11 protein-coding genes are annotated in these 12,280 nt (G+C 38.0%); 10 read left to right on the forward strand and 1 reads right to left on the reverse strand.

Going from position 1 to position 12,280, the window contains the following annotated elements; translation table 11 throughout:
• Positions 1–84: 84 nt before the first annotated feature.
• A complete protein-coding gene (gene proC / locus ACQKOG_RS03220; protein ID WP_370083368.1) occupies positions 85–891 on the reverse strand; it encodes a pyrroline-5-carboxylate reductase in 807 nt (268 codons plus the stop codon).
• Positions 892–1,413: 522 nt separating this feature from the next.
• Between proC and ACQKOG_RS03225 the strand changes: the two genes are divergently transcribed.
• The 10 genes from ACQKOG_RS03225 (at position 1,414) to ACQKOG_RS03270 (ending at position 11,765) form a co-directional block, all read left to right on the forward strand.
• Positions 1,414–2,361, forward strand: a complete 948-nt coding sequence (locus ACQKOG_RS03225) for an MBL fold metallo-hydrolase (RefSeq protein WP_427445000.1) — start codon at positions 1,414–1,416, stop codon at positions 2,359–2,361.
• 8 nt (positions 2,362–2,369) lie between these two features.
• Positions 2,370–3,125, forward strand: a complete 756-nt coding sequence (locus tag ACQKOG_RS03230; protein ID WP_370083366.1) for an SDR family NAD(P)-dependent oxidoreductase — start codon at positions 2,370–2,372, stop codon at positions 3,123–3,125.
• A 189-nt stretch (positions 3,126–3,314) separates the two neighbouring features.
• Positions 3,315–4,514 (forward strand): hypothetical protein, encoded by a 1,200-nt coding sequence (locus ACQKOG_RS03235; protein WP_370083365.1) that lies wholly within the window; start codon positions 3,315–3,317, stop codon positions 4,512–4,514.
• 398 nt (positions 4,515–4,912) lie between these two features.
• The gene (locus ACQKOG_RS03240) at positions 4,913–6,106 is read left to right on the forward strand and encodes an argininosuccinate synthase (RefSeq protein WP_370083364.1); all 1,194 of its coding nucleotides are present in this window, start codon (positions 4,913–4,915) and stop codon (positions 6,104–6,106) included.
• 87 nt (positions 6,107–6,193) lie between these two features.
• Positions 6,194–7,567, forward strand: a complete 1,374-nt coding sequence (gene argH / locus ACQKOG_RS03245) for an argininosuccinate lyase (RefSeq protein ID WP_427445005.1) — start codon at positions 6,194–6,196, stop codon at positions 7,565–7,567.
• Between the two features lie 209 nt (positions 7,568–7,776).
• Positions 7,777–8,154 carry a carboxymuconolactone decarboxylase family protein gene (locus ACQKOG_RS03250; RefSeq protein WP_427445008.1) on the forward strand — a complete coding sequence of 126 codons (378 nt, stop codon included), beginning with the start codon at positions 7,777–7,779 and terminating at the stop codon, positions 8,152–8,154.
• 519 nt (positions 8,155–8,673) lie between these two features.
• Complete coding sequence (locus tag ACQKOG_RS03255) at positions 8,674–9,051, forward strand: GntR family transcriptional regulator (RefSeq protein WP_370083361.1); 378 nt, start codon at positions 8,674–8,676, stop codon at positions 9,049–9,051.
• Positions 9,052–9,448: 397 nt separating this feature from the next.
• On the forward strand, positions 9,449–10,141 hold the full coding sequence (locus ACQKOG_RS03260; RefSeq protein WP_370083360.1) for a DUF1648 domain-containing protein: 693 nt from the start codon (positions 9,449–9,451) through the stop codon (positions 10,139–10,141).
• Positions 10,142–10,154: 13 nt separating this feature from the next.
• Entirely contained in the window at positions 10,155–11,438 is a 1,284-nt protein-coding gene (locus ACQKOG_RS03265) for an alpha/beta hydrolase (protein WP_370083359.1), read from the forward strand.
• 12 nt (positions 11,439–11,450) lie between these two features.
• Positions 11,451–11,765: a DUF3784 domain-containing protein gene (locus ACQKOG_RS03270; protein WP_370083358.1), complete on the forward strand. Its 315-nt coding sequence runs from the start codon at positions 11,451–11,453 to the stop codon at positions 11,763–11,765.
• The last annotated feature ends 515 nt before the right edge of the window (positions 11,766–12,280 follow it).

Below are 12,280 nucleotides of genomic sequence, written 5' to 3' on the forward strand. Positions count from 1 at the left end.
GTAAAAGCCCGATTCGTTCAACTAATAATCATTGGGGATGAAGAAAATCCCCAATGATTAAAGTTTCACTTTATTTTGCACACATTATTTACTATTTGCAAGTGATCGAGATCGAGCTTCAGCTTCTTTAATGCATGCTTCGATGGCTTCATTAAATCGATATTGTTCAAGAGCTTTAATTCCAGCTTCTGTTGTACCACCTGGACTTGTTACTTTCTGGCGTAATACATCAGGCTCATCAACGGATTGCTTCAGCATTTCCGCAGTACCAGCAAGTGTTTGCGTCATTAATAGTCGTACTGTATCCTTCGAGAGACCAACCTTTGTACCAACCCGTTCAAATGCCTCCATTAAATAATAAATATAAGCTGGCCCACTACCGGAAAGAGCGGTTACAGCATGTAATTGATCCTCATCTACCTCAATAACTGAACCAACCGCCTCTAAAAGCTGTAAAAAAATAACGCGTTGTTCTGCTGTCACTTTGTCATTAAAGGCAATCCCGCTCGCAGACATCCCAATAGTGGCAGAAGTGTTAGGCATAACGCGTGCGACTGGACGAGCACCTAAATGTTCTGTAATAGTAGTAATGGCAATACCAGCTAAAATAGAAAGAACGGCTGATTGCTCTGTAATTTTAGGCTTTAGCTCACGCATCGCTGCAACGGCATCTTTTGGTTTCATCGCTAAAATGATTAAATCAGCCTGTTGATAAATAGCATCATCAAAATTGCCATTCACATCATATGTGTCGTGTAAAAATTGTAAGCGTTCCTTGTCTGAGCGATTGGTGACGTAAATTTCTTGTGCTGTAAATACTTTTTGTTTAATCCAGCCTTGAATCAATGCCTCTGCCATAGAGCCTGCGCCAATAAATAGTATTTTTTTCATGATAAAACCTCCAGTTCAAATTCAATTTCGCCTTGGCGTAATTGCGTCCGGATTTTGAAAATCCGTGACATCCGCCGGAGGCTTTATCTTCATTCAGCTGTCGCTACCAAAACATTTGTAGCAGCCGGCTACTAAAACATTTGCTGAATGAAGATAAAAAAAAGCGCTCCCGTCCTTATAAAGAAGGACGAAAACGCTGTTGTTTCCGCGGTACCACCTTTGTTTGCCAATTGGCACAACTCATAGCCCTTTTATCGCAAGGGAAACGGTTATGTTTTCATAACTGCTCAGAAGTAGGTTCGGTAATGGGAGCGGTGATGTCACTTTCAGCAAATGTAACACTCTCTAAGACACCTTCACCAATTACGTACTTGGCTTCATCAATGCACAAATATAATTAGATTATTCAAAATTATATTAATAATACGTCATCCTGTCAACAGGAGGGTGACGAAAAGAAGAAAAACTTGTAAAATAGAATGAATAGGTATTCACTAGTCGCATTAAAGGGGGAAACAGCTTTTGTCTATATACAAAATAGAAATACCAACACCCTATGAAGTAGGAGATGTGAATGCATTTGTTGTAAAAGGGGATGCATTGACCATTTTTGATGTTGGTCCAAAAACAATGGAAGCCTATGATGCGCTTAAATGGGGTATTCGAGCAGCGGGCTTTGATATGCGAGATATTGAACAGGTTGTGTTAACCCATCATCATCCAGATCATGCAGGTTGGGTGGATGCCTTTCCAAACGCAGAAATTTTAGGGCATGCCTATAACGATAAATGGCTTCGTCATGATGAGGACTTTTTACGTTACCATGTGCAATTTTACAGTGAGCGCTTATTTGAGCACGGAGTTCCTCAAGAACATATCCAGCCGAGTGTACATGTCCGCCGTGAAATAGAGCTTGTAGGTGAACGACCATTAACACAAATTCTTAACGATGGGGATGAAGTGCCAGGACATCCTGGATTAAAGGCTATTGAAACATTAGGACACGCACAAAGTCACTTAATCTTCTGGGATGAAAAAACTCATGATGTAATAGGTGGAGATTTATTGCTTGCAAAAATAACGCCAAACCCATTAATTGAGCCACCACTAGACCGTACATTAGGACGTACTAAATCGTTACTACAATATAATGAATCGCTAGAAATTTTACGTCGATTACCTGTAAAAAAGATGTATACAGGACATGGTGCTGAGTTAGAGAATATTCCTGAATTAATTGATAAACGACTAGAACGCCAGCATCAGCAATCTTTGAAGGTTTGTGAATTATTTGGTGACGATTCATTAACTGCTGTACAAGTAACGAAGCGCTTTTACCCAGCGGTTTTTCAGCGTCAGTTTGGTCTGACGTTGTCCAAAACGCTCGGTTATTTAGATTACTTAGAGGCCAACAATTTCATTACATCTACAAAAACGGAAGAAGGTATCTATTTATTTCAAAGGAAGTAGGTTTAAATATGAACATGAATAAAAAGACCATCTTCGTTACAGGTGCAACAAGTGGTGTAGGATTGAAAATAACAGAATTATTAGTAGCACAGGGTCATACGGTTTATGCAACAGGACGCAATGCGGTTGCATTAAAAGCTTTAGAACGCGTAGGCGCAAACGTGATCCAAGCAGATTTAACTAATTTATCTACAATCGATGAAGTATGTGCACAACTACCGCCTCTCGATGTAGCTATTTTATCTGCAGGGGTAGGTAAATTTGGCATTGCGACTGACTTATCAGATGAAGCTATTAGACAAATGGTAGAGCTAAACGTCAGTGTACCGATGTATTTAGCAAAACGTCTCGCAGCACCTATGATACAACGCCAGCAAGGTCAATTAATCTTCATCGGCTCACAGGCAGGAAAGGTCGCGACACCTAAGGCTAGTGTTTATGCTGCTACAAAGCATGCGATTGTCGGTTTTACGAATGGACTTCGCATGGAACTGGCTCCGTATAATGTTAAAGTTACTGCGATACATCCTGGTCCAATCGATACACCATTTTTAGATAAGGCGAGTGATGAAAGTGGCTACCGTGAGTCTTTAGGAAGATTTTTATTAACAGCTGAAGAAGTGGCACAAGCTACAGTAAAAACAATTGAACGACCAGTTCGAGAGGTTAATTTACCAAGGGTCATGGGGTTAACAAGCAAGCTGTATGCAATGGCACCTGCAACCGTAGAATTTTTAGGTAAATCTTTTTTTAATAAAAAATAGGGATTAAACTGTAAACATACCAAGTTGAGTGTGTTTACAGTTTTTTTATGGTTCATCATCAAAAATTGTAGATGGCATTTGTTCAAACATAAGTCCAAGATAGTTGCATAAGCCCCCTTTTGAAAAAGGATATTTTTCATCCCAAAGAGAATTTAAATATAATGAATTTTTATATGGAGGATGAAGAGGATGACTACATATCTTAATCGAATTTCCCAAGACTTAGTAAATGCAAACTTAGATAATTATTGGTCAGGTTTTGAATCGGTTGCTTACGCATTATATGATAAGCGTTATGTTTATCTTTTCAACCATCCTAGAATGAAAAAAGATCAACTAAATAATTATCAAATTTTAAATTGGGATGAACAATTTATGGGGTGTACACTTATTCTGTATAATGATTATCCAACAGCAATTGTAAATATCGAATTGTATGAGGATTACGAAAGTTTATATTCTATTCTTGTACACGAATTATTCCACGGTTTTCAATATGTTAAAGGCGAAACCCGGTTTGCGAATGAAGTTCTAGGAATCACATATCCGTTATCAAAAGAAAATGTGGAATTACGAAATCAAGAAAGAGCAAACCTTTTTAGTGCGGTGTTAGAAAATAATATTATTAAAAAGAAACTATATCTTAATACTTTCATTGCCCTAAGAGAAAAAAGAGCTGCTAAGTTTAGTAATAATCTAATATACGAAAACTTAATTGAAACAATTGAAGGACCTGCGTGGTATGTTGAACTAAAGGCTTACTCTGAAAAAACCCCGATAGCTTACAAATCAGTTCTAGAAAAGTATGGACAACACCTTAAAGACAAATATGAATCTACTTCTGATATACGAAAGAGTTGTTATAGTTCAGGTTTGTTTATGTGTTTGTTACTAGATGAGTTTTCACCAGGTTGGAAGGAAAGTTTTTGGGGTAAAGAGGATACATTATACGATATATTTAAACAGCTTTCTGATGATTTTATAAAAATAAGTAACGTAGAAATAAGTCCTGAAACAGAGGAGGCAATTAATTTTGCTATACAAAATAGAAAAAATACATTTGAAAACTTTGAACAACAAAAAGGAATTCATCTATTTATTGAAGGTGAAATAACTGCTAAATCTTTTGACCCGATGAATATCGTCTCATTTGAAAATAGGCTTTTACATAAGAACTCTATAAAAGTAAGAATTAACAATGAAGACTATTTTGTACAACAACCTGTTATTGCCTATTGTAAGGATGGACTTCAAAATATAATTAAATTACATCTGATATTAAAGAATAATCCCATTGAAAATGACGATTCACTAAAAATTGATGGAATCGGAGTAATCAAGGGAAGGTATGAGAAACAGGAAAATGTTTTGCATTTATATGTGAATTAGGACCATTTAATCTTTCAGATCAATATAAAACCGCTAGAGAAGAATTACGCTCTCTAGCGGTTTCTTGTTTCTAAGTTAATTCGTTTACAGAAAACTATTCCATATTTCAATGTAAATCACCTCCTCATTTTCCCGAAGAACAAATTACTTTCCTGAAATTTATATAATATACATTCATGTAGCTAGTAAAAATTTGTTTATCCGAGTAAAAATATTCATAGTTGGTACAAAGGCTTAAAGTATTGTAATGACACACTTTTTACAATAAACATAAAAGTCTATAAATTTATAAAAATACACTTGTTTTTATTTTTATAACATGATACTATTCGTGTATAAACTTTTAAGCGAATGTATAAACATACATATCTTATAGATTAATTGGGGGCGCATTTTTTATGGCGAATAAAAAAGTAGTATTAGCATATTCAGGAGGACTTGATACTTCTGTAGCAATTCCGTGGTTAAAAGAACAAGGTTGGGACGTTATTGCAGTTTGTCTTGACGTTGGTGAAGGTAAAGACCTTGAGTTCGTAAAAAATAAAGCTCTTCAAGTAGGAGCAATTGAATCATATATGGTAGATGCGAAGGATGAGTTCGCTGAAGAATATGCATTAATCTCATTACAAGCTCATACTTGGTACGAACAAAAATATCCATTAGTATCGGCACTTTCTCGTCCATTAATTTCTAAAAAATTAGTGGAGATTGCAAACCAAGTAGGAGCGGACGCAGTAGCTCATGGTTGCACAGGTAAAGGTAATGACCAAGTTCGTTTCGAAGTTTCAATTAAAGCGTTAAATCCAGATTTAGAAGTGTTAGCACCTGTACGTGAGTGGGGCTGGAGCCGTGATGAGGAAATCGAATATGCTATGAAACATGATGTACCGATTCCTGCAACGTTAGATTCACCATTCTCTATCGACCAAAACTTATGGGGCCGTGCAAATGAAGCGGGCGTAATGGAAGATCCATGGGTATCACCACCAGAAGAAGCTTATGGTTTAACAGTTTCTGTGGAAAACGCTCCAAATGAAGCGGAATACGTAGAAATTGAATTCGTTGCTGGTAAGCCAGTATCGTTAAACGGTAAAGAAATGAAGCTTGCTGATTTAATCCAAGAATTAAATGCAGTAGCTGGCGCACACGGTGTTGGTCGTATCGATCACGTAGAAAACCGATTAGTTGGTATTAAATCTCGTGAAGTATATGAAGTTCCAGGAGCTAAAGTGCTATTAACGGCTCATAAAGAACTTGAAGACTTAACGCTTGTAAAAGAGTTAGCACACTTCAAGCCAGTCATTGAGAAAAAATTATCTGAATTAATTTATGATGGTTTATGGTTCTCTCCATTACGTGTAGCACTGGAGTCATTCCTTGCTGAATCACAAAAGTTTGTGAACGGAACTGTGCGCGTGAAGCTTTACAAAGGTCATGCAATTGTAGAAGGACGTAAATCCCCAAATTCACTTTATAGTGAAAAGCTAGCAACATATTCTAAAGAAGACCAATTCAACCATGCTTCAGCAGTAGGCTTCATCGAATTATGGGGTCTGCCAACAGTGGTTAACTCTTCAGTAAATAAAAAATAATCTTTTTTGGCAGCAGGGTGTAGTGTAGCATTAAACGCTGTACTACACCTTTTTTAAAAAGAATTTTTAAGGAAAAGGTGAGCTGTTATGACAAAACTTTGGGGCGGACGTTTCCAAAAATCAGCAGAAGCATGGGTGGACGAGTTCGGCGCATCGATTGGCTTTGACCAACAGCTTGTTCTAGAAGACCTTGAAGGTAGCGTAGCACATGTTACGATGCTTGGCGCAACAGGAATTTTACCAGCAGCTGACGTAGAGGCCATTCTCGGTGGCCTTGCACAATTACAAGAAAAAGCAACCGCAGGGGAGCTTGAATTTACAGTTGCTAATGAAGATATTCACTTAAATCTGGAAAAAATGCTCATTGATTTAATTGGTCCTGTAGGTGGTAAGCTTCACACAGGCCGTAGCCGAAATGACCAAGTAGCAACGGATATGCATATTTTCTTGAAAAAACGTGTGAAGGAAGCAATCGGTTTAATTGAGATATTCCAAAAGACATTGCTTGAAAAAGCTGAGGAGCATGTAGAAACAATTGCGCCAGGCTATACACATTTACAACGTGCCCAACCAATCTCATTTGCGCATCACTTAATGGCCTATTTCTGGATGTTAGAGCGTGATAAACAACGTTTTACGGAGTCGCTTAAGCGTATCGATATTTTGCCTTTAGGTGCAGGTGCCATGGCGGGGACAACTTTCCCAATCGACCGCTTAAAATCCGCGGAGCTTTTAGGCTTCAGCGAGGTTTACGCAAACTCGATGGATGCAGTAAGTGACCGTGATTTTATCGTTGAATTTTTAAGTAATTCATCATTATTAATGGCGCATTTATCTCGTTTTGCAGAGGAAATTATTTTGTGGTCGACAGATGAATTCAAATTTATCGAATTAGATGATGCCTTCTCAACAGGTTCTTCTATTATGCCACAAAAGAAAAATCCTGATATGGCGGAGTTAATCCGTGGAAAAACGGGACGCGTTTACGGTAACTTAATGGGCTTATTAACTGTTCTGAAAGGAACACCGTTAACATACAACAAAGATATGCAGGAAGATAAAGAAGGTATGTTCGATACAGTCCATACAATTCTTGGTTCACTAAAAATCTTTGAAGGTATGATTCGCACGATGACTGTCAATACAGAGCGTTTGCACCAGGCAGTACACTCTGACTTCTCCAATGCTACGGAGCTTGCAGACTATCTAGCAACAAAAGGTATGCCTTTCCGTGAAGCACATGAAGTGACAGGAAAACTTGTATTCACATGTATTCAAAAGGGTATCTACTTATTAGATTTACCGCTGGAAGACATGAAAAAAGAAAGTGAGCTTATCGAAGCGGATATTTACGATGTATTAGCGCCTGAAGCAGCCGTTCGTCGTCGCCATTCTTTAGGTGGTACAGGATTTGATCAAGTAATCATCCAAATTGAAAAAGCAAAAGCTTGTCTCGTTTAACCATAACTTAGCGTGCATGTCCTTGTGACTTTTGCATAGATATTCATTAAAGCTGTCCAGTGAGGCACTATGAAAACCATTTTCCTTTTTCGTTAGAGCTAGAGGGTGAAACGAAAAAGAGCCCCTTACATAGGTGAAGGACAATCCCCAATTCTGGAGACGCGGAATTGGGGTTTTTGTGTAAAGAAATAACAATGGGAGGGATTACAATGAATGAGCGTTTTACAAAGGGATTAGAAACAATTAAACAGTATGTGACAAAGGAAGAAGCGGCACGAATGATTGAGGCAGATGCACTAGCTGATGTAGCCCCAGATTTACGCAAAATGATTATTGAATTTGCCTACGGTGATGTTTATTCTCGACCAGGGCTTGATGCCAAAAGTCGTGCACTAGTTGTCATTACAGCAGTAGTAACTCAAGGTGCTGCCCCACAAACAAAGACACATATTAAACGTGGTTTACATGCGGGTTTGACACAGACAGAAATTGTGGAAGCATTATTACAATTAGTGCCATATATAGGTTTCCCGCGTGTGAAAAATGCTTTAACGATTGCGCAACAAGTCTTTAAAGAAGACGCCTAAAATAAAAACTCTGCATTTTCGTGGAGTTCTATTCTTTAACAAGGTACTTTTGATAAAAATGCGCTTCACATGAATAAACACTTGTGAAACGGTTCATATTAAGAGAGGAATCACTTATTAATCTAATATGATTAGGAGGATGTAGAATGAGTAGTCAAACACCCAAAGACCAGGAATCTCAGGAAAGTCCGCCACAGTTGTATAGGGTGAGCTTCTAAAATCTTAAGGAAAAAGGCGAGGCAGAGGATATTCTGTTTTGCTGTATCTTAAGAAGAAGCAAAAACCGATACAGATATAATCAAATAGAAATAAGTGTTCTTGGGATCCAGAATTTTTCTGGGTCCTTTTTTTATTTCGCATTAAATGCCCTAAAGCCTGATAGACCAGTGTTGATGAAGAAGATTCCCTACTAATTAAATTTTCGCTTTATAGAAGAATTTGACTTTTTTAAAAAACTGTATTACTTTAAGTATGACAGATTTCTGTTTGGTGATAAGCGATACAGATGGGAGGGGTAAAATGAATATTCATTTAGATCCAAGCAGTGAATTACAGCTTTATAAACAGTTAGCGAATCAATTAATTGAGTTCATTGCTAAGGGAGAACTAAAAAATGGTGACACATTACCTTCAGTTCGTTCAATGGCTGCGGATTTAGGGATTAATGTCAGCACAGTTAGTAAGAGCTATCATGAACTTAAAGAAAAAGGTTTAATCGAATTAAAGCCGAAAGCAAAGGCGATCATTATCGGTGGTCAAAAAAAAGAGCTGGAAGAGACGGAAGTTGAAAAAGTAGAAAATGCATTAAAACCAATTATGGCAGAGGCCTTTGCACGTGGTCTCGAAAAAGATCAGATGACAAGTTTGTTTCATCGAATTTTAAAACAATGGAAGTAGGGGAAATATGGGCTTTTTATATTAAGCATCTTTATCTTTGTAGGGGTACTGGAAACATTAACACCATATTTTGCGAGAAAAACAACTGTGTTTGGTGTTTCAATTCCAGAACCTTATGTGCAACATCAGCAATTACGTATATTTAAAAAGCGCTACAGCATCCTGGTAGGGAGCATAGCAGTTGCCTTTCTTTTAGGCCAAATTTTGCTACTGTTTACGTCTATTCAAGAAGAGCAATTTGTTTTATTATCATTTATCTTGCTATATGTCGTACTTCTTATATCAGCTGGACTTTATATGTTTTATCATATAAAAACAAAAAAACTAAAAAAGCAAGAAAATTGGGAAGTGCATGTAAAAACTGTTTATGTGATGGATTTATCTATACGTGATAGAGATGAAGTACTGTCACCTACATTTTTTTGTATTACCAATTATTGTTATTTTAGCATTGATGACCTTTACCTATATGAATTACAATGCGATCCCGGATGTATTTGCTACTCATTGGAATGCAGTAGGTGAGGTAGACGGTTGGACTGAAAAAACATGGCTATCAGTTATTGTAATGCCACTTATTTTACTAGGGACACAAATTAGCCTTTTCATTATGGGCATAGGTATGAAAAGGGCAAAAATACAATTGAGCGCACAGGCGAAAGCAGCTTCAGCCAATAGAGAGCTTACACAGCGTAAATATGGCAGCTGGTATTTAGCGGCGATAAATTATACTATGACCATTCTTCTTGTTGTTTTACATTACACGACAGTGATTTTAGAAAATCAAACAGCTCCTTACTTCTTCCCACTTTTTATCGTTTTTATGATCGTCACTTTAGGGGGACTTATACTCTTCATTTGGAAATTAAGTAAAAGTAATGAGCGCTTTGATGATTTATATACAAACGAAACAGCTGCAGCCGATGATCGCTACTGGAAATGGGGTATTTTTTATATGAATAAAAATGACCCTTCATTATTAGTACAAAAGAAATACGGTGTTGGTTGGACTGTGAATATGGCGAATAAATGGAGCTATATCATTTTACTTGTAATATTTTTACCAATCTTGTTAGTCATTTTCATATAGAGGGAGAGATTTTATGAAAAAACTATTGTTGTTATGTTGTGCACTCTTATTGTTAGCAGCATGCGGTCAAAAGGAAGACAATACAAAAGGTAAAGAGACGAAAGGGGACAATAAAATGAATGAACAGCTAGTAGGTAAATGGGAAGGGAATATTGAAACTCCAAACGGAGCACTTCCAATTATCGTTGATTTGCAGAAAGATAGTGGGACATTATCAGTACCAGCACAAGGATTATCCAATTATCCATTTAAAAGCATTAAATACGATGGTGATCAAGTGAGTATTTCGATCAATTTAAATGGCTCGGCAGTTGAAATTAACGGAACATTAAAAGATGGGCAAATTGAAGCAACGTTTCAACAAAATGGTGGCAAATTCCCACTTGTCTTAAAACCATTCAAAGAACAACCAGTTACGTATGAAACGTTGAAGATTCCCGTTCAAAATGGTGAGTTAACAGTGGCTCTTCAAAAGGCAAGCAAGGAGCCATCTCCAGTGGCGCTTATTATAGCAGGCTCTGGACCAACTGATAAGGATGGAAATTCAGCAATAGCTGGTAAAAATAATAGCTTAAAAATGATTGCGGAAGGGTTAGCTAATGAGAGTATTGCTACTGTCCGCTATGATAAACGTGGTCTTGGCGATAATCAATCCCTTTTAACTAAGGAAGAGGATATCACGATTGATCAATACGTAGACGACGCGGTTCAAGTGATTAATACCCTTTTAGCCGATAAAGCGTATTCGAGTGTTCATATAATTGGACATAGCGAAGGCTCATTGATTGGTTTGCTAGCAGCACAAAAAGCAAATGTAGAGTCCTTTGTTTCCATCGCAGGTGCTGGAAGACCGGCAGATGAAATTTTGTTAGAGCAATTAAAAGGTCAATTATCTCCAGAGCTTCTAAAAGAATCAACAGATGCTCTTACATCCTTGAAAAAAGGAGAGCTAGTGAAGAATGTTTCCCCAGATTTACAATCACTCTTCCGTTCTTCCGTTCAACCGTATATGATTTCATGGTTAAAATATAACCCTGCAAGTGAGTTAACAAAAGTGAATAGCCGAGTTTTAATTCTTCAAGGAACAACCGACTTACAAGTAGTTGCAACGGATGCGGAAACGTTAAAGAAAGGCAAACCAGATGCCAAGCTTGTATATATGGACGGAATGAATCATGTGTTAAAAGATGCTCCGGCAGATCGTACGAAGAATTTAGCAACATATTCAGACCCTTTATTACCACTTCATAAAGAATTACTGCCAGCCATTCAGCAGTTTATTATGAATGGAAAGTAGAGACTGAGCATTATGGATGCCATTGTTTGGTTTATCATTATGATTCCGTTCCTAATCTTTGCGATTGTTTTATCACAAGGAAAAGGTGCATTTTTAATAGCGGGCTACAATACGATGTCCGATAGTGAAAAAGAAAAATATAACGAAAAAGCACTCGCAAAATTTGTGGGCAAAGTGATGTACGGCTACTGTTTTTGTTTACTATTATGGGGACTGAACGAACTGTTCAAAACGGAATGGCTATTTATCATCGGGCTCGTTCTCTTTATAGTTCTTACAATTTTCGTAGTTGTCTATGCCAACACACGTAATCGCTTTAAAAAATAAGTTTCTATATAAGGTGAGTCGAGCGAAATAGGTAGATACCCGTGGAAGCAGAGTGAATACTCGCGGAAGCAAGGTGAATACTCGCGGAAGCAAGGCGAATACCCGCGGAAGCAAGGTGAATACTCGCGGAAGCAAGGTGAATACTCGCGGAAGCAGGGCGAATACTCGCGGAAGCAAGGTGAATACTCGCGGAAGCAGAGTGAATACCCGTGGAAGCAAGGTAAATACTCGCGAAGCAAGGTGAATACTCGCGGAAGCAAGGTGAATACTCGCGGAAGCAGGTGAATACTCGCGGAAGCAGAGCGAATACCTGCGGAAGCAAGGTGAATACCCGCGAAGCAAGGTGAATACTCGCGGAAGCAAGATGAATACTCGCGGAAGCAAGTCGAATACCCGCGGAAGCAAGGCGAATACCCGAGGAAGCAGAGCGAATACCTGCGGAAGCAAGGTGAATACCCGCGAAGCAAGGTGAATACTCGCGGAAGCAAGATGAATACTCGCGGAAGCAAGTCGTA

This window comes from Lysinibacillus sp. NPDC093216, assembly GCF_050280325.1.
Taxonomy (GTDB): domain Bacteria; phylum Bacillota; class Bacilli; order Bacillales_A; family Planococcaceae; genus Lysinibacillus.